The sequence below is a fragment of the Roseospira navarrensis genome, from assembly GCF_009601025.1.
Lineage (GTDB): Bacteria > Pseudomonadota > Alphaproteobacteria > Rhodospirillales > Rhodospirillaceae > Rhodospira > Rhodospira navarrensis.
The window spans coordinates 86,824-105,050 of the sequence record NZ_WIVE01000005.1 but is presented as its reverse complement, the minus strand read 5'-3'; the positions used below and the strand labels follow the sequence as shown (position 1 = coordinate 105,050).

The 18,227-nt window shown below is 68.4% G+C and carries 17 protein-coding genes and 1 pseudogene; 12 read left to right on the top strand and 6 right to left on the bottom strand.

The features are described 5' to 3' along the window. Positions 1 to 191 (top strand): annotated as a pseudogene (locus GHC57_RS19460) (IS110-like element ISEc32 family transposase); the annotation flags it as partial. A 142-nt stretch (positions 192 to 333) separates the two neighbouring features. Here GHC57_RS19460 and GHC57_RS03570 read toward each other — a convergent pair. The 6 genes from GHC57_RS03570 to GHC57_RS03545 form a co-directional block, all read right to left on the bottom strand. Then, positions 334 to 1,527: a Bcr/CflA family multidrug efflux MFS transporter gene (locus GHC57_RS03570; RefSeq protein WP_153341244.1), complete on the bottom strand. Its 1,194-nt coding sequence runs from the start codon at positions 1,525 to 1,527 to the stop codon at positions 334 to 336. Between the two features lie 5 nt (positions 1,528 to 1,532). Next, positions 1,533 to 2,486 (bottom strand): MBL fold metallo-hydrolase, encoded by a 954-nt coding sequence (locus tag GHC57_RS03565; protein WP_153341242.1) that lies wholly within the window; start codon positions 2,484 to 2,486, stop codon positions 1,533 to 1,535. 22 nt (positions 2,487 to 2,508) lie between these two features. Beyond that, positions 2,509 to 2,703, bottom strand: coding sequence for a DUF2783 domain-containing protein (locus GHC57_RS03560; protein WP_153341240.1), 195 nt, complete (start codon positions 2,701 to 2,703; stop codon positions 2,509 to 2,511). Between the two features lie 17 nt (positions 2,704 to 2,720). Beyond that, positions 2,721 to 4,328, bottom strand: a complete 1,608-nt coding sequence (locus tag GHC57_RS03555; protein ID WP_343031091.1) for an FAD-dependent oxidoreductase — start codon at positions 4,326 to 4,328, stop codon at positions 2,721 to 2,723. A 24-nt stretch (positions 4,329 to 4,352) separates the two neighbouring features. After that, positions 4,353 to 5,372 (bottom strand): fumarylacetoacetate hydrolase family protein, encoded by a 1,020-nt coding sequence (locus GHC57_RS03550; RefSeq protein WP_153341236.1) that lies wholly within the window; start codon positions 5,370 to 5,372, stop codon positions 4,353 to 4,355. Positions 5,373 to 5,510: 138 nt separating this feature from the next. Continuing rightward, positions 5,511 to 6,047, bottom strand: coding sequence for a VOC family protein (locus GHC57_RS03545; RefSeq protein ID WP_153341234.1), 537 nt, complete (start codon positions 6,045 to 6,047; stop codon positions 5,511 to 5,513). A 324-nt stretch (positions 6,048 to 6,371) separates the two neighbouring features. Here GHC57_RS03545 and GHC57_RS03540 point away from each other — a divergent pair, with 324 nt between their 5' ends. The 11 genes from GHC57_RS03540 to GHC57_RS03490 all read left to right on the top strand — a co-directional run bounded on the left by GHC57_RS03540 (position 6,372) and on the right by GHC57_RS03490 (position 18,195). Next, a complete protein-coding gene (locus GHC57_RS03540; RefSeq protein ID WP_153341232.1) occupies positions 6,372 to 7,394 on the top strand; it encodes a TRAP transporter substrate-binding protein in 1,023 nt (340 codons plus the stop codon). A 599-nt stretch (positions 7,395 to 7,993) separates the two neighbouring features. Then, positions 7,994 to 8,527 carry a TRAP transporter small permease gene (locus GHC57_RS03535; protein ID WP_153341230.1) on the top strand — a complete coding sequence of 178 codons (534 nt, stop codon included), beginning with the start codon at positions 7,994 to 7,996 and terminating at the stop codon, positions 8,525 to 8,527. Between the two features lie 4 nt (positions 8,528 to 8,531). Beyond that, positions 8,532 to 9,833 (top strand): TRAP transporter large permease, encoded by a 1,302-nt coding sequence (locus tag GHC57_RS03530; RefSeq protein WP_153341228.1) that lies wholly within the window; start codon positions 8,532 to 8,534, stop codon positions 9,831 to 9,833. A 7-nt stretch (positions 9,834 to 9,840) separates the two neighbouring features. Further along, a complete protein-coding gene (locus tag GHC57_RS03525; RefSeq protein ID WP_153341226.1) occupies positions 9,841 to 10,251 on the top strand; it encodes a bacteriohemerythrin in 411 nt (136 codons plus the stop codon). Between the two features lie 10 nt (positions 10,252 to 10,261). Beyond that, positions 10,262 to 10,798: a MarR family winged helix-turn-helix transcriptional regulator gene (locus tag GHC57_RS03520; RefSeq protein WP_153341224.1), complete on the top strand. Its 537-nt coding sequence runs from the start codon at positions 10,262 to 10,264 to the stop codon at positions 10,796 to 10,798. Beyond that, positions 10,795 to 11,442, top strand: coding sequence for a maleylacetoacetate isomerase (maiA, locus tag GHC57_RS03515; RefSeq protein WP_153341222.1), 648 nt, complete (start codon positions 10,795 to 10,797; stop codon positions 11,440 to 11,442). Before GHC57_RS03520 ends, maiA begins: the two co-directional genes overlap by 4 nt. Before the next feature lie 91 nt (positions 11,443 to 11,533). Then, entirely contained in the window at positions 11,534 to 12,667 is a 1,134-nt protein-coding gene (locus GHC57_RS03510) for an efflux RND transporter periplasmic adaptor subunit (protein ID WP_170294657.1), read from the top strand. A gap of 9 nt (positions 12,668 to 12,676) precedes the next feature. Then, positions 12,677 to 15,733, top strand: a complete 3,057-nt coding sequence (locus GHC57_RS03505) for an efflux RND transporter permease subunit (protein WP_153341218.1) — start codon at positions 12,677 to 12,679, stop codon at positions 15,731 to 15,733. 59 nt (positions 15,734 to 15,792) lie between these two features. After that, positions 15,793 to 16,065 carry an HNH endonuclease gene (locus GHC57_RS03500; protein ID WP_153341216.1) on the top strand — a complete coding sequence of 91 codons (273 nt, stop codon included), beginning with the start codon at positions 15,793 to 15,795 and terminating at the stop codon, positions 16,063 to 16,065. 397 nt (positions 16,066 to 16,462) lie between these two features. Then, positions 16,463 to 17,767 carry a sulfite oxidase gene (locus GHC57_RS03495; RefSeq protein WP_153341214.1) on the top strand — a complete coding sequence of 435 codons (1,305 nt, stop codon included), beginning with the start codon at positions 16,463 to 16,465 and terminating at the stop codon, positions 17,765 to 17,767. Beyond that, complete coding sequence (locus tag GHC57_RS03490) at positions 17,764 to 18,195, top strand: hypothetical protein (RefSeq protein ID WP_153341211.1); 432 nt, start codon at positions 17,764 to 17,766, stop codon at positions 18,193 to 18,195. The genes GHC57_RS03495 and GHC57_RS03490 overlap by 4 nt, the downstream gene beginning before the upstream one ends. Positions 18,196 to 18,227 lie beyond the last annotated feature (32 nt).

The following is an 18,227-nucleotide window of genomic DNA, read 5'->3' as shown; positions in this document are numbered from 1 at the left end:
GCGCCTTGCGATCCAAGCTCTTCATGGCCGCGCTCTCCGCCGTGCGATACAACCCCGACCTCAAGGCCTTCTACGAACGGCTTATCGGAAACAAAAAGACACCAAAAGGCGCACTCCTCGCCGTTGCCAGAAAGCTCGTCACCATCGCAAACGCGGTCCTCCGGCCTCAGCCCGAACCCGCCACAAACTGAGTTGATGACATATGCAATAAAAAAGTGAGTCACCCCGAGGGAGCGGAGCGACCGAAGGACCGCGTGAGGCGGGTTCGACTCGATCCGTATGGCAAACCCCGACACGCCGGGTTCGGAGCCCTGCGCGTCCGCCGCCGCCCGCTCAGCGGGCGCGGGCCAGCCCGTGCAGGGCCGCGACGGACAGCACGGCGCAGCCCAGGATGACCCAGGCCATGGGCGCGGGGGAGCCGTCGCCGATCCCCGCCATGACCGCGCCGGCCACACTGCCCAGGCCGAACTGGAACAGCCCGAACACGGACGAGGCCGTGCCGGCGGCATGCCCGAACGCCTGCAGGGTGCCGGAAATGGCGTTGGCGGCGATGGCGCTCAGGCTGCCGACATAGAAGAACAGCGGCACGGCCAGCCCCCAGACCCCGCCCAGGCCGGTCAGCGCACCGGCCACCAGCGCGGCGGCGGCAACGAGCAGAATCCCGGTGAACAGGGTCAGCAGGCTGTCGCCGCTCATCCGGCCGACCAGTCGTCCGTTGACGAAGGAACTCAGCGCCATGCCGCCCACGTTGGCGGCGAAGAACAGCGCGTAGCCGCCCGGACTGACCCCGAAGTGGCTCATGTAGATGAAGGGCGTCGCGGCGATATAGGCGAACATGCCGGCGAAGCCCAGGGCGGCGGTCAGGGTGTAGCCCATGGCGCGGCGGTGGCTCAGCACCTCGGCGAACACCCGCCCGACCGCGCCCGGCCGCAGCGAACGCCGCCGCTCCGGCGGCAGGGTTTCCGGGATCATCGCCAGCATCAGCACGCTCCAGGCCATGGCGTAGGCCGCCAGCGTCCAGAACACCGAGCGCCAGCCCCACAGCTCCAGCACCACGCTGCCGATCAGGGGCGCGGCCATGGGCGCCGCCGTCAGCACCAGCATGAGCATGGACATGGCCTTGAGCAGGCGCGGCCCCTCATAGACGTCGCGGATCACCGCCCGCCCCAGCACCGAGCCGGCCGCCCCCGCCAGCCCCTGGAGGCCGCGCCACAGCGCCAGATCCCCGATGGTGGCGGAGACGGCGCACAGGGCGGAGATCACGCCATAGAAGGCCAGCGCCACCAGGATCACCCGGCGCCGTCCCAGGGCATCGGACAGCGGCCCGTAGAGCGCCTGCCCCATCGCGAAGCCGAGCAGGAACGTGCTCATGGTCACCTGCACGCCGCCCTCGGCCACGCCGTAATCGGCGGCGATGGCCGGGAAGGCGGGCAGGTACATGTCCAGCGACAGCGCCGCCGTGCCGGTCATGATGCCCAGCACGGGAATGGCGTACAGGCCCAGGCGCGGCGCGGCCGGATCAGTCATCGGTCTCAGCCATCGTTCAGGGCCGCCCACATCTCCTTGTCGCGCTCGGCGGTCCAGATCTGCGGCCGCACCATGCCGCCGGCCTCGTCATAGGCGCGCGACACGTCGAACGGCATGCAGTGCTCATAGATCACCCAGTCGCCGTACTTGGGGTCCATCGCCAGCTTGATGGCGTCGTAGGTCTCCTTCAGCGACTTGCCGGCCTCGCGGCCCTTCTGCGCGTTCGTGAACAGGTCGGAAATGAAGGCCTGGGTCATGGCCATGGCCTCCTCGCACTGGTCCGGCGTCATCAGGGCATCGCCGCGCCCGGGCACCAGCCGCGCGGGCTTGAGGGCACGCAGGGCATCCAGGGTCGCCGGCCAGTCGGCCAGATGGGCATCACCCGTATACGGTGTGGCACCGTATTCCACCAGATCGCCGGCGTACAGGATCTTCTGGTCCGGCAGCCAGGCGATGGTGTCGCCCTGGGTGTGGCCCTTGCCGGGCGACCAGATCTCGACCGGACGGTTGCCCAGATCGACGGTCAACTTGCCGTCGAACACGATGGTCGGCCAGGTCAGGCCGGGGATGCTCTCGGCGCCCTCGAACAGGCGCGGGAAGCGGCCCAGCTCGCTGTCGTAATCGAACTGGCCGCGCTCCTGGATCATCTCGTAGGTCAGGCGCGAGGCGATGACGTTGTCCGCCTCATAGGCGGCCGCGCCCAGCACGCGCACGGCGTGATAGTGCGTCATCAGGATGTATTTCACCGGCTTGTCGGTGATGGTGCGGATCTTCTCGATCACCTTGTGCGCCATGTGGGGCGTCGCCTGGGTGTCGATCACCATCACGCCGTCGTCGCCGATGATGACGCCGGTGTTGGGGTCGCCCTCGGCGGTGTAGGCGTAGGCGCCTTCGCCCAGCTTGGCGAAGGTGACGGTCTTTTCCCCCAGGTCTCCGGTGGAGGCGAAGGTCTTGCTCATGGACGGGTGCTCCTGAAAACGGTTACGTCACGTCTTCGCCGGCGATGCGCAGCGCCTCGGACAGGGCGGCGCGGTCGCCGACATGGTTGGCGAGCAGCAGGACCAGGCGGGCGTTGATCTTCATGCTCTGCTCAACGGTCCGGTCCCGGTGCAGGTCGATCAGCTCCTGATAGAAGTCATCGACCCCGGCGATATTCGGCTGGGTGTTCAAGGTCATGACGGCACTCCCCCCTCTCAGGCCCGGCAGGTGGCGCGGTTGACGGCGGCGGCGATGCGGTCGGCGTCAAAGTTGCGCCAGCGCGCCGCCACGTGCTGGTCCGGCCGGATCAGGTAGGTCGTGCCCGGCTGCATGTCATACCGCGCGGCCAGCACGCCCTTGGCGTCCGTCAGGTCCTTGCCGACCACCAGGACATCGACCGGGATGCCGTCCACATCAAGGGTGGACACGCCCGGATCGGCCTCGTGGGTCAGGGCGACGAAGCGCCCGCCCAGCCGGTTCAGCAGCCAGTCGCCGTCGGCCAGGGGCGCGTCCGTGGCGTTGGTGCCGGGCGCCATGGTGCCGGCGAAGGGGTCCGCATCCGGTGTGTTCAGCGACGAGTGCGCGTAGGGCGTCGGCGTGGACAGCCGGCCGGAGTTGATGATCGGCCGCGCGAAGGCGTGATCGCGCGCCAGATCCAGCACCGCATCGCGGAAGGCATGGCTGACCTCGCTCTTGGGCGTGATGAAGTCGGTCGCCCGCGTCGAGTTCTTCAGGTTGTCGTCGGCGGCGAACACGCGCTCCTCGTCATAGCTGTCCAGCAGGCGGTCGGGCGCCGTGCCGTCCATCACCAGCTTGAGCTTCCAGGCCAGGTTGTCCACATCCTGCACCCCGGTGTTGGCCCCGCGCGCGCCGAACGGCGAGACCTGATGCGCGGCGTCGCCGGCGAACAGGATGCGGCCGTGGCGGAACGAGTCCATGCGGCGGCAGGCGAACTGGTAGACCGACTGCCATTCCAGTTCGAAGTCGGCATCCTCGCCCAGCATGGCCTTCAGGCGGGGCATCAGCACCTCGGGCGATTTCTCCACCTCGGGGTCGGCCTCCCAGCCCAACTGGAAGTCGATGCGCCACACGTCGTCGGGCTGCATGTGCAGCAGGGCGGATTGCCCCGGATGGAACGGCGGGTCGAACCAGAACCAGCGCTCGGGCGGGAAGTCCGCCTTCATGATGACGTCGGTGATCTGGAAGCGGTCCTGGAAGAACTGGCCGGTGAACGGCAGGCCCAGCATGGTGCGCACGGGGGAGTTGGCCCCGTCGCAGACCACCAGCCAATCGGCCTCGACCTTGTAGACCCCGTCCGGGGTCTCGACCTGCAGGGTCGCGTGGTCGCCCTCGTCGTGGACGCTGATGACCTTGGACTTCCAGCGGAATTCGATCAGGTCCGGGAACGCCCGGCAGCGGTCGATCAGGTATTCCTCAAGGTAGTACTGCTGCAGGTTGATGAAGGCCGGGATCTTGTGGTCGTCCTCCGGCAGCAGATCGAACTCGAACACCAGTTCGTTTTCGCGGAAGACCTTGCCCAGCTTCCAGACCACCCCCTTGTCGATCATGCGTTCGCCGCAGCCCAGGCGATCCCAGATCTCCAGCGGGCGCTTGGCGTAGCAGACCGCGCGCGAGCCGTAGGAGACCTGGTTGTTGTCGTCGCAGATGACGGTGGGGATGCCCTGGTGCGCGAAGTCCAGGGCGGCGGTCAGGCCGATGGGACCGGCGCCGACCACGACCACGGGGTGACGCTTGACGGTGCCGGTCTTCTGTTCCTCGGTCTGGATGTATTCGAACTGCTCGAACGCGTAGGTGTGGATCACGGACTGTTCCTCCCGTCGCAACCCTTATGGGCCGTCGTACTTCGTGACCGTCTGTTCGATGGCGCCGAAGATGGACCGGCCCTCGCGGTCGGTCATCTCGATGCGCACGGAATCGCCGAAGCGCATGAACGGCGTTTTCGGCTGGCCGTCCTGGATGGTCTCGATCATCCGGATCTCGGCGATGCAGGAATAGCCGCGCCCGCCGTCGGCGATGGGCCGCCCCGGTCCACCGTCCTGCCGGTTGGAGATCGTGCCCGACCCCACGATGGCCCCCGCGCCCAGAGGCCGGGTCTTGGCCGCATGGGCGACCAGGGTGGGGAAGTCGAAGGTCATGTCCTCCCCGGCCTCGGCCTGGCCGAACGGCTGCCCGTTCAACTGCACCAGCATGGGCCGGTGCAGCTTCGCCCCGTCCCAGGCGTCGCCCAGTTCGTCCGGGGTCACGCACACCGGCGAGAAGGCGCTGGACGGCTTGGACTGGAAGAAGCCGAAGCCCTTGGCCAGCTCGGCCGGGATCAGGCCGCGCAGCGAGACGTCGTTGACCAGCATGACAAGGCGGATCTCACCGCCCGCCCGCGCCGGGTCCGCGCCCATGGGCACATCGCCGGTGACGACGGCCACCTCGGCTTCGAAGTCGATGCCCCAGTCCTCGGACGCCATGCGGATGGCGTCGCGTGGGCCCAGAAAGGTGTCGGAGCCGCCCTGGTACATCAGGGGATCGGTCCAGAAGCTCTCGGGCAGGTCGGCGCCGCGCGCCTTGCGCACCAGCTCCACGTGATTCACGTAGGCCGAGCCGTCCGCCCACTGATAGGCGCGCGGCAGGGGCGAGTCGCAGGCGGCCGGGTCGAACGCCGCCGCGCCCTCGGCCGTGCCCGCATTCAGGCGGTCGGACAGGGCCGCGAGCGCCGGGCGCGCCGTCTCCCAGTCGTCCAGGGCGGCCTGGAGCGTGGGGGCGATGCCGTCGGCCGGCGCGCAGGTGGACAGGTCGCGGCTGACCACGACCAGCCGGCCGTCGCGGGTGCCGGTTTTCAGGGTTGCCAGTTTCATGGTGTCGGGGTCCTTGCTTTTTTTTTCAGCCAGCTCTTGTCCTGACCCGTCAGGACAAGAGCCATACGCGGCTTCGCCGCGCCGGCGCGGTCGCGCCGGCCAGCCGACAGAAGACGTCCGGTCTTCCGTCGGCTGGACTCACCGCTGGAACTCGCCTTCGTGCATCCAGCGGGCGTGTTCGGGGGCGCGCCTAGTCTTCGACCACTCCTCCAGCATGTCCCACTTCACGGCATCCAGCCGCGCTTGCATCTCCGGCGTGGCCTTGTCCACGGCCAGTTCCAGCCGGTGCCCGTTGGGGTCGAAGAAGTAGATCGAATCGAAAATGCCGTGGTCGGTGGGGCCGACGACCTCGATGCCGTCGGCCTCAAGCCGGGCCTTGACGGCCATCATCTCGTCCATGGTGCCCAGCTTCATGGCCAGATGCTGCACCCAGCCCGGGGTGTTGGGATCCTTGCCCATCTCCGGCGAGTTCGGCAGTTCGAAGAACGCCAGGACGTTGCCCTGCCCGGCATCCAGGAAGATGTGCATGTAGGGGTCCGGCGCCTTGGTCGACGGCACCTGATTCTCGGCGATGGCCAGGACGAATCCCATGTCGAGGTACTTGCCGTACCACTCGACCGTCTCCTTCGCGTCGCGGCAGCGGTAGGCCACGTGGTGAATGCGCTCGATGCCCATGGCGTCCTCCCTATGGCATGGCAACGGACCGGGTTGGCCCCGGATCATGGCGCGGATTATTAGTTACATATGAAATCAATGCAACAGGAAAATGGCTTGCAGCGACATCATTCCCCCGCGCAACGGAGGGGATTTCGCACCCGAACACATCCCCCAGGAGCCCCCTTATTGTTTTGATTCAGCGCGTTCGGCCACAGCCAAAAACGGCCTTGAAATTAGTTTCAAACGAAATCATACTGGTTTCATCGGTAACCAATCAGGCCGCCGGACCCAAAGCCAGGGCGGCCGCCCGACACGAAAACGCCCCAATCGGGAGGAGACCCCATGTTCACGCGAGTCGTCACCGCCGCCGTGGCCGCCGCCGGCCTCGTCGCCGCCACCTCGGCCCAGGCCGAGACCATCACGCTCAAGATCAGCAACTTCCTGCCGTCGTCGCACCCGACCCAGGTGGACTTCATCGAACCGTGGGCCGCGGCCCTGAAGGAAAAGACCGGCGGTCAGGTCGAGGTGGAAATCTACCCGGCCGGCTCCGCCTTCGGGCATGTCGCCAAGCAGCTCGACCAGGTGCGCGCCGGGGTCGTGGACATCGCCCACGGCCTCACGGGCATTCCGCGCGGCCGCATGCCGCGCACCCTCATCATGGACATGCCGTTCCTGGTGAAGACATCCGACGCGGCCTCGCGCACCCTGTGGGACCTGTACCAGGACGGCGACATCGCCGAGGAATACCGGGGCCTGAAGGTGCTCGCCCTGCACGCCCACAACGCCGGACTGATCCACACCCGCGACACCCAGGTGACCACCATGGAGGACCTGGAGGGCCTGCGCCTGCGCACGCCGTCCCAGGCCATCTCGATGATGCTGGAGTCGCTGGGCGCCAACCCCGTCGGCATGCCGCCCACCGAGGTTTACGAGAACCTCCAGAAGGGCACGCTGGACGGCAACGTGTTCCCCTACGAGGCGGTGCACGGCTTCAAGCTCTACGAGGTGCTGGACTACCACCTGGACGCCAAGGCCTACACCACCAGCTTCTATTTCGTCATGAACCAGCGCAAGTTCGACTCCCTGCCGGAGGACGTGCAGGCGGCCATTGACGAGCTGTCCGGCGAGGCGCTGGTGGCCAAGTTCGGCCCCTGGTGGGACAAGTGGGATCAGGCCGGCATCGCCGACATCCAGGAGACCGGCAACCCCGTCGTGACCCTGACCGACGAGGAGCGGGACCGCTGGCGCGAGTCGCTGGCGCCCATGATCGACGCCTACCTGGACGAGATCGAGGCCCAGGGGGTCACCGACGCCCGCGCCATCTACGCCAAGGCCCAGGATCTGGTCGCCCAGTACGAGGACTAGTCCGACGGTCTTCGATCCGCGCCGCGACGGGGCATGCGGTGATCGGCGATGTGGTCCCACCCCAACCCTTTCCGGGAACGGGTATTGGTGGCACACCATTCGCCCGCGGAAGGCGCCGCCGAAAAATGGTCGTCATCCTGAAGGAGCGAAGCGACTGAAGGATCTCGGGCAGGAGTCCCCAGCCGGACCGGCAAATGCTGTGTCCCGAGATCCTTCGCCCCTTTCAGGGGCTCAGGATGACGAGGGAAAAACGCGTCATCCTGAAGGAGCGAAGCGACTGAAGGATCTCGGGCAGGAGTCCCCAGCCGGACCGGCAAATGCTGTGTCCCGAGATCCTTCGCCCCTTTCAGGGGCTCAGGATGACAAAAAAATGAATGAGGTGTCATTGCGAGGAACTCAAGCGACCGAAGCAATCCAGGGCGGAGTCAGCGTGTCCCCTCTCTGGATAGCGTCGCTGGCGACCGCCGTCGCCGGTTCGCAATGACGGGTTTGTCCGGGGCTCTGGCCCGAACTCCAGCCAACCCCATTTCGGCATCCCCGGACGGGCGTGATGCCCCAAGTCCGCACCCCGCCAGAGGACGACGAGAGGGAACGTCCCCATGATTGAACGGTTCAACCGCATCCTGTTCGCCCTCAGCCGCTGGACGGCCTGGGTCGGCATGGTGTTCCTGCTGGGCGCCATGGCGATCACGACGACGGACGTGATTCTGCGCAAGATCAACAACGCCGGCATCTTCGGCGCCGTGGACATGGTGCAGCTCATGATCATGGGCGCGGCCTTCCTGGCGATCCCATACGGATTCCTGTCGCGCGGCCATGTGGCGGTCAGTCTGGTCGTGGACCAGTTCGGGCGTCGGGGCACGGCCGCCGCCAACCTGCTGGCCGCCCTGCTGGGCGCCGGCCTGATGGGGGCGATCGCCTGGTTCGGGCTCGATCAGGCCATCATGCAGGCGGGCTACGGCGACGTCTCGCTGACCCTGGGCCTGTCCAAAACGTACTACTGGATCCCGCTGCTGACCGGCTCCGCCCTGTCGGCGCTGGTCTGCGTCCACATGGCGGTGGAGGCCGCCTACACCCTCATCACCGGGCGCAGCGCGTTGACGCCGCGCCCCCCCGGCAACGCGGAGACCTGACGCCATGGACGGCATCACTCTCGGCCTCATCGCCTTCGTGGCCCTGTTCGGCCTGATCGCGCTGCGGGTGCCGGTCGCCATCGCCATGGGCGTGGTCGGCGCCGTGGGCGGCTGGATGCTGAACGGATCGGCCAGCGTGGCCTTCATCCTGGGCTCGGTCCCGTTCGAGACCGTCTTCCCCTACAGCCTGTCCGTCATTCCGCTGTTCGTGCTGATGGGCGTGTTCGCGGCGCGGGCAGGCCTGTCCAAGTCGCTGTACGAGGCCGTCCACGCCTTCATCGGGCATTACCGGGGCGGGCTGGCGATGGCCTCCATCGGCGCGTGCGCGGCGTTCGGGGCCATTTCCGGGTCCAGTCTGGCCACCGCCGCGACCATGTGCCGGGTGGCCATGCCGGAGATGCGGGCGCGCGGCTACGACGACCGGCTGGCCTCGGCCACCATCGCCGCCGGCGGCACCCTGGGCGTGCTGATCCCGCCGTCCGTCATCATCGTCGTCTATGCCATCCTCACCGAGCAATCCATCGGCAAGATGTTCGCCGCCGCCCTGATCCCGGGCCTGCTGGCGACCGCGCTGTACATGGCCGCCGTGTTCATCCAGTGCTGGCGCAACCCGGCGCTGGGCCCGGCGGACGTCCGCGTGGACTGGTCCGGCCGGCTGCGCGCGCTGCGCAATGTGTGGTCCGTGCTGGTGCTGTTCGGGCTGGTCATGGGCGGCATTTATGTCGGCCTGTTCTCGCCCACCGAGGCCGCCGCCATCGGCGCCGCCGGCGCGCTGCTGCTGGCCCTGATCAAGCGCACCCTGACCCTGCGCATCTTCCTGGACTGCCTGACCGAGACCGCCGCGACCAGCGGCATGATCTTCCTGATCCTGATCGGCACGGCGCTGTTCAACTACTTCGTCGAGACCACCGGCATGCCGCAGATGCTGGTCCGCGAGGTGGGCAACCTGGGATGGGACCCCATCTGGATCCTGGCGCTGCTGGTGGTGTTCTACATCGTCCTCGGCTGCTTCATGGACTCGCTGTCCATGATCCTGCTGACGCTGCCGTTCGTGTTCCCGCTGGTCACCAGCCTGGGCTTCGATCCCATCTGGTTCGGGGTCATCATGGTGTCGGTGGTCGAGGTCGGACTCATCACCCCGCCCGTGGGCATGAACCTGTTCGTCATCATGGCCGGCACGCCGGGCCTGAGGCTGCAGGTCATCAGCCGGGGCGTGCTGGCCTTCCTGGCCGCCGACGTGGTGCGGCTGGCGCTTTTGATCCTGATCCCCGGGCTGTCCCTGTGGCTGCCCTCGCTGATGGAGTGACCCGACGATGGCCGAGCTGATCGTATGGCAGGAGTCCTACAGCGTGGGCGTTCCCGAGCTGGACTCCCAACACAAGGGCCTGATCGACCTCATCAACCGGCTGTCCCGCGAACCCGCGAACAGCGACCTGATGGGCTGGATCTTCGCCGAGCTGGAGGCCTACACAAAGGACCACTTCGCGACCGAGGAAGCCTTGCTGAAGCGGGCCGGCTATCCGGACCTGAAGACGCACCGGCGCGAGCACGCCGCCTTCGAACGCTGGTTGTCGGCGGTGCGCCAGACCTATGCGGTCGGCGTGGCCTCGCCCAGCATGCTGTCGGAGTCGGTCAATGCCTTCCTGCGCGACTGGCTGGTCCGGCATATCCTGGGCTCGGACATGGCCTACAAGGAGATCCTGAGCCCGGCCCCCGCCGGATGAGAGGCCCCGCATGACAATGACACCAACACCGACACCAACCACGCCCCCGCCGCGCGCCCCGAAGGCCGAGTTCACGCTCAAGGACTTCTTTCCGTATCTGGTGCGCATGTACTATCGGGACGTCAGCCTGTCCGTGCGCGAGGTCTACGGGCCGGACTACGGTCTGACCGCCGCCGAATGGCGCACCCTGGCCGTGCTGCACGACTACGAGCCGCTGTCGGCCAAGGAAATCGTGGCGCGCTCCAGCATGGACAAGGTGAACGTCTCGCGCGCCGTGGCCGGCCTGCAGAGGGCGAAGCTGCTGGACCGGCACGTGGACCCCACCGACCGCCGCCGCGTGCTGCTGCGCGTCACCCCGCAGGGCCGCAAGGTGCTGCGCGCGTTGGTGCCGCGCGTGCTGGAGGTGGAGGCCCGTCTGCTGGAGGGCTTCACCGACGCGGAGCGCGACACCCTGATCGCGCTCATGCAGCGGGTCCGCGACAACGCGGCCGCGCTGCGCACCCTGGACGACGACCACCCCGAACTGCTGAGGGCCTCGGCGGAATGAAGCTGTATACCTACTGGCGCTCGTCGGCGGCGTACCGTGTGCGCATCGCTCTGGACCTCAAGGGCCTGCCGCGCGAGGACGCGCCGGTTCATCTGGTGCGGGACGGCGGCGAGCACCGTCGCCCGGACTATGCCGCCCTCAACCCCCAGCGGCTGGTGCCCACCCTGGTGCTCGACGACGGCACGGTGCTGACCCAGTCGCTGGCCATCCTGGAATACCTGGACGAGACCCACCCGACGCCGCCGCTGCTGCCCGCCGATCCGGTGGCGCGGGCGCAGGCGCGCGCGCTCGCTCAGGCCATCGCGATGGACATCCACCCGGTCAACAACCTGCGGGTTCTCAACCGCCTCGCCGACCAGTTCGGGGCCGACGCGGCGGCCAAGGCGGCCTGGTACCGCCACTGGATCGCCGAGGGACTGGCCGGTGTCGAGGCGCTGCTGACCCGCACGCCCGCCACGGGCGCGTTCTGCCACGGGGAAAGCCCGGGGCTGGCCGACGTCTGTCTGGTGCCGCAGGTCTACAACGCCCGTCGATTCGAGGTGGACCTGTCGCCCTTCCCCACGGTCGCGCGCATCGACGCCGCCTGCCGCGCGCTGCCGGCCTTCCAGAGCGCCGCGCCGGAGGCCCAGCCGGACGCAGGCTGACCCGAACCGGCCCGCCCGGGTCGCATACCGCCGACCGATCCCCTATATGGGGGCGGAGTCTTGCCTCACGCTCCCCGGGGGATCGCCCACCATGATTGGATCAACCCGCTTTCCGGCCCTGGCCGGAATGCTTCTGGTCGTCGTGCTGACGGCCTGTGACGACCCGGCCACGCCCGCGGCCGAAACCGGCGGCGAACCGCGCGATCTGGTGCGGCCGGCCCGCATCGCCGCCGTGGAGCCCGCCGACCGCGTCGAGGTCCACGAGTTCGCGGCGCGCACCAAGGCGGTGCAGGTGGTGGACCTGTCCTTCCGCGTCGCCGGCCTGATGGAGGCGCTGCCGGTCAACGAGGGCGAACTGGTGCCCGAGGGCACGCTGATCGCCCGGCTGGATCCCACCCCCTATGAACGGCGGGTGCGCGAAGCCGAGGTCAACCTGACCTCCGCCCAGCAGGATTTCGAGCGCAAGCGCCAGCTCGTGTCCCAGAACGCCGTCTCGCAGCGCGCGTTCGACGACGCCAAGAACGCCCTGGATCTGGCCGAGGTCGCCCTGGAGCAGGCTCGCCAGGACCTGGACTACACCACCCTGACCGCGCCCTTCGACGCCATCGTCAGCCGGCGCCTGACCGAGACCTTCACCAACGTGCAGGCGCGCGAACCCGTCGTTCGGCTGCAGGACGTCAGCGAGATCCGCGTCTCGGCCGACGTGCCGGAATACCTGATCGCGCGCCATGGCGACGAACGCGGCATTGATGTCGAGGCCGTGTTTCCCTTCCTGGACGACCGCACGTTCCCGCTGTCCTTCCGCGAGATCTCGACCGAGGCCGATGACGTGGCCCAGACCTACCGCGTCGAATACGGCATGCCGCGCCCGTCGGATGTCCACATCCTGCCGGGCATGACGGCCACCATGCGCGCCCACGTGCGGCGCGACCGGGCGCTGGAGGACGCGCTTGCCATCCCGCCCGGCGCCCTGGTGCCCGACGGCCCCAGCGCCCACGACGCAACGACGCCGGCGGACCCGGAGACGACACCGGAGGACACATTCTTCGTCTGGGTGGTCTCGGGCGAGGACGGCGCCGTCAGCCGCCGGCCGGTCACGCTGGCGCACATCACCAACGACACCGCCTTCGTCACCGAGGGCCTGACGGCGGGCGACCGGGTGGTGACGGCCGGTGTCCATCATCTGCGCGACGGCATGCGCGTCCGTCCCCTGGGCGAGGAGTAGGCCGGACCCATGGATGTCGCACACACCGCCATCGAAAAGCCGGTCAACACCTGGGTGATCGTGCTGATCTGCCTGATCGGGGGTCTGGTGGGCCTGATGAACGTCGGCCGCCTGGAAGATCCCGCCTTCACCATCAAGGAAGCGCAGATCATCACCGCCTACCCCGGCGCCAGCGCCGTGGAGGTGGAGGAGGAAATCACCGAGCCGCTGGAATCCGCCATCCAGCAGCTCGCCCAGCTCAAGGAGATCCGCTCCGTCTCCAAGCCCGGGATCTCGGAGATCACGGCCGAGATCCAGGACACCTACGACGGCTCGGAACTGCCGCAGATCTGGGACGAATTGCGCCGCAAGGTCAACGACGCCCGCGCCCATCTGCCGGACAACGCCCGCCCGCCGGCCATCTACGACGACTACGGCGACGTCTTCGGCCTGTTCTACGCCATCACCGCACCCGGCTATGCGGACCTGGAGGTCATCGAGATCGCCAAGACCCTGCGCCGCGAGTTGCTGACGGTGCCCGGCGTGGCCAAGGTGGAGACCTCCGGCGAACCCAAGCCCCAGATCCATATCGAGATCTCGCAGGACCGCCTGGCCCGCCTGGGCGTGTCGGTCGGGGACGGCATCACGCTGCTGGACGTGGAGAACGAGATCCAGCCCGCCAGCGTGGTGACGGTCGGCGAGGACCGGGTGCGCATCTCCATCGACGACGCCTTCGACACCGTGGAGGCGGTCGAAAACCTGATGCTCGGCGCGCCCGGCACCACCGCCATGGTCCGCCTGCGCGACGTGGCCGAGGTCAGCCTGGGCCGCGACATCCGGCCGGACCTGCTGGTGCGCTACAACGGACAGCCGGCCGTGACCCTGGCCGTGGCGGCGGTGGGCGACACCAACGTGGTCGAGGTCGGCAAGGCCGTGCGGGCCAAGCTGGACAGCCTGACCCCGGTCCTGCCCGTCGGCGTGGAGCTGCACACCATCTATGACCAGGCCGCCGTGGTGGACGAGGCGGTGCAGGGCTTCCTCATCAACGTGCTGGCCTCGGTCTCCATCGTGGTGGCGTCGCTGTGCGTGTTCATGGGCTGGCGCGCCGGCGTGGTGGTGGGCACCATCCTGTTCCTGACCGTTTCCGGCACGCTGTTCTTCATGTGGCTGGGCGGGATCGAGCTGGAACGCATCTCGCTGGGTGCCCTCATCATCGCCATGGGCATGCTGGTGGACAACGCCATCGTGGTCGCCGAGGGCATGCTGATGGGCATGCGCAAGGGCAAGTCCTCGCTGCAGGCCGCCAGCGAGGTGACGCGCCAGACCCAATGGCCGCTGCTGGGGGCCACGATCATCGGCATCATGGCCTTCTCGGGCATCGGGCTGTCGCCGGACGCCACCGGCGAGTTCCTGTTCTCGCTGTTCGCCGTGATCGGCATTTCCCTGCTGCTGAGCTGGATCCTGGCGGTGATGGTCACGCCGCTGTTCGGGCACTACCTGTTCAAGCGCGGGCAGGTCTCGGACGACGGCGAGACCGCCGACGATCCCTACGGCGGGCGCCTGTTCTCGGCCTATCGCGGGGTGCTGAAGGGCGCGCTGCGCCACCGCGTGCTCACCGTGGTGGGGCTGGTCGGGATCACCGCCGCGTGCCTGTACGGCTTCGGCTTCGTCAAGCAGGGCTTCTTCCCGAACTCGGATACGCCGATGTTCTACGTGGACGTCTGGCTGCCCCAGGGCACCGACATCCTGGCCGTGGAAGAGACCATGAAAGAGGCCGAGGCCTTCATCCTGGATCAGGCGGCCACCGACTCGGTCAGCACCTTCATCGGCCAGGGTGCCACCCGGTTCATGCTGACCTATGCGCCGCAGGGGGCGAACCCGTCCTACGGGCACATGATCGTGCGCACCGGGCAGCGCGAGGACATTCCGGCCCTGATCGACCAGATCCGGGGGCCGCTGGCCGAGCGCTTCCCCGACGCCCAGGTGTTCACCCGCCGGCTGGTGTTCGGGCCCGGCGGCGGCGCCAAGCTGGCGGTGCGCCTGTCCGGGCCCGACGCCAACGTGCTGCGCGCGCTGGCGGCGGAAGTCGAGGAGGTCTACCGCGCCGACGGCGGCGTCATCGACATCCGCACCGACTGGCGCCAGCGCGAAAAGGTCATCGAGCCCCAGTTCGCGGAAAGCCGGGCCCGCATCGCCGGGGTGACGCGCAACGATCTGGCCCAGACGCTGATGTACTTCGGCGACGGGGTGCAGATCGCCACCTTCCGCGACGGCGACGAGCTGATTCCGATCCTCATGCGCGCGCCCGAGGACGAGCGCGGCGACCTGAACGCCATCGGCGATCGCCTGGTGTGGAGCAACGGCCAGCGCGCATACGTGCCGGTCGCGCAGATCCTCGACGGCCTGGAGGTGGTGGCGGAAGACACCCTCATCCGCCGCCAGGACCGGGTGCGCACCCTGACCGTCCAGGGCGACCCGGCGGGCGACCAGAGCGCCCAGGCAGTCCACGCGCGCATCGTGGACGCCATCGACAGCATCCCGCTGCCGCCCGGCTACACCCTGGAGTGGGGCGGCGAGATCGAGGACACCGCCGAGGCCCAGGGCGCCCTGATGAGTCAGGTGCCGGTCGGCTTCCTGGTGATGGTGCTCATCACCGTGGTGCTGTTCGCCACGGTGCGCGAGCCGCTCATCATCTGGCTGGTGGTGCCCATATCCATCTGCGGGGTGACTCTGGGCCTGCTGGGCACGGGGCTGGCGTTCGACTTCATGTCGCTGCTGGGCGTGCTCAGCCTGTCGGGCATGCTCATCAAGAACGCCATCGTGCTGGTGGAGGAGATCGACCTGCAGCTTGAGGCGCACGAGGACCGCTTCGCCGGCCTGGTGCAGGCGGGGGTGAGCCGTCTGCGGCCGGTGGTGCTGGCCGCCGGGACCACCATCCTGGGCATGCTGCCGCTGCTGACGGACCCGTTCTTCGCCTCCATGGCGGTGACCATCTCGGGCGGGCTGGCGTTCGCGACCATTCTCACCCTGGTCGCGGTGCCGGTGTTCTACAGCCTGTTCTATCGCATCCGCCCGGCCGAGGGATGACCGGCGGGGCCACAGGCCGGGGCGAGGACCTGGGGCCGTGCCCCCTGTGCGGACGCCCCATGATCGCGGGACCGAGCGTGGAATGGCACCACTGGGTCCCGCGCTCCGAGGGCGGACGCGAGAGCGCGCCGCTTCATCGGGTGTGTCACCGCATGATCCACAGGCTGTTCGATCACGCCACCCTGGCCCGGCACATGACCGGGCCGGAGGCCCTGCGCGCGCACCCGGAGATGGCCCGCTTCCTCGCCTGGGTGCGCAAGCAGCCGCCCGCGTTCGTGGCCCGTACGGAGCCCCCCGGTCGGCGCGGCCGCAGGCGGACGGGGCGCGGCTGATCCCGGACGACCTCCCCCGGCAGGCTATCCGATTCCCCCATCTCAATGGGTCGCGCGGACAGGATTTCTGCATGCCGGACGGGGCTTGCAGCCCCGTCCGGACCGTTTCGCCCAATGGATGAGGATGAAAGCGGTCCGGGCGGGAGTGCAACTCCCGCCCGGCAACAGCACGGGGCGCGGCCGGCCTGCCCCGCCGTTTCCGCATGATGGAAACCACGAGGCGCGCGCGTGGTTTTCATCCCGTTCCGCATCCGGTCCTATTGCGACCCCGGTCCGACGCGCCATCTCTAAAAACGATACGGACCGGGACCGAAGGGCCGGGGCCGGTCGCAGGCCCGCCCCGGATCCACACGAGAGTCCCCCTTGGCCGTATTGCAACCAGGGAGGCAAACGACCCATGCGCAAGGACCGTGGACTTCGAGAGCTGTACGAACAGGATCCCATCGCCGCCGACGAGGCCGTGTTCGGCCGCCGCACCGGACCCGACCGGCGCGGCTTCCTCAAGGGGGCCGGCCTGGCCGCCATGGGGCTGGCCATCGGCGGAGCCATCCCCTTCAGCCGGACCATGCCCGCCGGGCTGATTCCGGCCGCCCTCGCCGAATCGGTCGAGGACTTCGTCATCGAGGGCAAGAACGGGCTGCGGGTGCTCAACGACAAGCCGGTGAACGCCGAGACCCCGCCGCACCTGCTGGATGACGACGTCACCCCCATCGCGCACTACTTCATCCGCAACAACGGCGTGCCGCCCGAGAGCACCAGTCCCCAGGGCTGGCGGCTGACCGTGGACGGCGAGGTCAACGAGACACTGAACTTCGCCATCTCCGAGTTGGCCGACCGCTTCGAGGTGGTCACCCTGCGCCTGCAGCACGAGTGCGGCGGCAACGGCCGCGCCGGCTTCAATCCGCCCGCCAGCGGCAACCAGTGGACCACCGGGGCCATCGGCAACGCCGAGTGGACCGGCGTGCGCATGCGCGACGTGCTGAACGCCGCCGGGGTCAAGGACAGCGCGATCTACACCGCCCACCACGGGGCCGACTCGCACCTGTCGGGCGACCCCGACAAGGTGCCCATCTCGCGCGGCGTGCCGATCTGGAAGGCGATGGACCCGCACACCCTGATCGTCTGGCGGATGAACGGTCAGGACATCCACCCCATGAACGGCGCGCCCTTGCGCATCCTCTGTCCGGGCTGGCCGGGGTCCACCTCGCAGAAGTGGCTGACCCGCATCCAGTTGCGCGACGTGGTCCACGACGGCACCAAGATGAGCGCGCCCAGCTATAGCGTGCCCTATCATTCGGTGCAGCCGGGGGCCGACGTGGCCGAGGCGGACTTCAAGATCATCGAGTCCATGCCGGTCAAGTCGCTCATCACCTCCCCGAGGAGCGGCCATCACCTGCCCACGGGCCACCGAAAGCTGCGGGTGCGCGGCCATGCGTGGTCCGGCGACGACGTGGTGACCAAGATGGAGGTCAGCTACGACTTCGGCGCCACCTGGGTGACGGCCGACCTGCATGCGCCGCCCAACCCCTACTCCTGGCAGCGGTGGGAAGCGGAGCTGTCGTTCCCCACCAAGGGCTATTACGAGATCTGGGCGCGGGCGACCAACGACCGCGGCGAGCAGCAGCCCTTCATCCCGCCGTGGAACCCCAAGGGCTACCTGAACAACGCGATGCACCGCATCGCCGTGATGGTGCCCGCATGAGCATGGACGCGGCGCGTTTTCCCGACCGGGTCGGACGGACGGGGAAACGGGGCGTGGTGGCGGCGGCGGTCTGCGCCGCCGCCCTCGTGCTGCTGCCGCCCGCGACGGCCTCGGCCCAGAATGACGACACCCCGGCCATCGAGGACATGCCCGGCGACGGCGAGGGCAAGTGGATCGTGCAGTCCTGGTGCAGTGCGTGCCACTCGCTCAACATCGTCAAGCAGCAGGGCATGACCCGGCACCGCTGGGACGAAACCCTGGTGTGGATGGTAAACAAGCAGGGCATGCCGGACCTGCCGGACGACGCCCGGGCCACCGTCCTGGACTATCTGGCGGAGCATTTTGGCCCGGATCACCGGCCGGACGCCACCTTCGGCCAACCCTCGTCCACCGGGATCGGCTTGCAACCGCTGATGCCGCCGCAATAGAACAAGGGCCGGCTCGGCTCAGGGCCGGCCCT

Bases quoted from the DNA above. Each gene is read 5' to 3' on its own strand.
- GHC57_RS03570 (WP_153341244.1), bottom strand. From the start codon at position 1,527: ATGACTGATCCGGCCGCGCCGCGCCTGGGCCTGTACGCCATTCCCGTG.
- GHC57_RS03565 (WP_153341242.1), bottom strand. From the start codon at position 2,486: ATGAGCAAGACCTTCGCCTCCACCGGAGACCTGGGGGAAAAGACCGTC.
- GHC57_RS03560 (WP_153341240.1), bottom strand. From the start codon at position 2,703: ATGACCTTGAACACCCAGCCGAATATCGCCGGGGTCGATGACTTCTAT.
- GHC57_RS03550 (WP_153341236.1), bottom strand. From the start codon at position 5,372: ATGAAACTGGCAACCCTGAAAACCGGCACCCGCGACGGCCGGCTGGTC.
- GHC57_RS03545 (WP_153341234.1), bottom strand. From the start codon at position 6,047: ATGGGCATCGAGCGCATTCACCACGTGGCCTACCGCTGCCGCGACGCG.
- GHC57_RS03540 (WP_153341232.1), top strand. From the start codon at position 6,372: ATGTTCACGCGAGTCGTCACCGCCGCCGTGGCCGCCGCCGGCCTCGTC.
- GHC57_RS03535 (WP_153341230.1), top strand. From the start codon at position 7,994: ATGATTGAACGGTTCAACCGCATCCTGTTCGCCCTCAGCCGCTGGACG.
- GHC57_RS03530 (WP_153341228.1), top strand. From the start codon at position 8,532: ATGGACGGCATCACTCTCGGCCTCATCGCCTTCGTGGCCCTGTTCGGC.
- GHC57_RS03525 (WP_153341226.1), top strand. From the start codon at position 9,841: ATGGCCGAGCTGATCGTATGGCAGGAGTCCTACAGCGTGGGCGTTCCC.
- GHC57_RS03520 (WP_153341224.1), top strand. From the start codon at position 10,262: ATGACAATGACACCAACACCGACACCAACCACGCCCCCGCCGCGCGCC.
- maiA (WP_153341222.1), top strand. From the start codon at position 10,795: ATGAAGCTGTATACCTACTGGCGCTCGTCGGCGGCGTACCGTGTGCGC.
- GHC57_RS03510 (WP_170294657.1), top strand. From the start codon at position 11,534: ATGATTGGATCAACCCGCTTTCCGGCCCTGGCCGGAATGCTTCTGGTC.
- GHC57_RS03505 (WP_153341218.1), top strand. From the start codon at position 12,677: ATGGATGTCGCACACACCGCCATCGAAAAGCCGGTCAACACCTGGGTG.
- GHC57_RS03500 (WP_153341216.1), top strand. From the start codon at position 15,793: ATGATCGCGGGACCGAGCGTGGAATGGCACCACTGGGTCCCGCGCTCC.
- GHC57_RS03495 (WP_153341214.1), top strand. From the start codon at position 16,463: ATGCGCAAGGACCGTGGACTTCGAGAGCTGTACGAACAGGATCCCATC.
- GHC57_RS03490 (WP_153341211.1), top strand. From the start codon at position 17,764: ATGAGCATGGACGCGGCGCGTTTTCCCGACCGGGTCGGACGGACGGGG.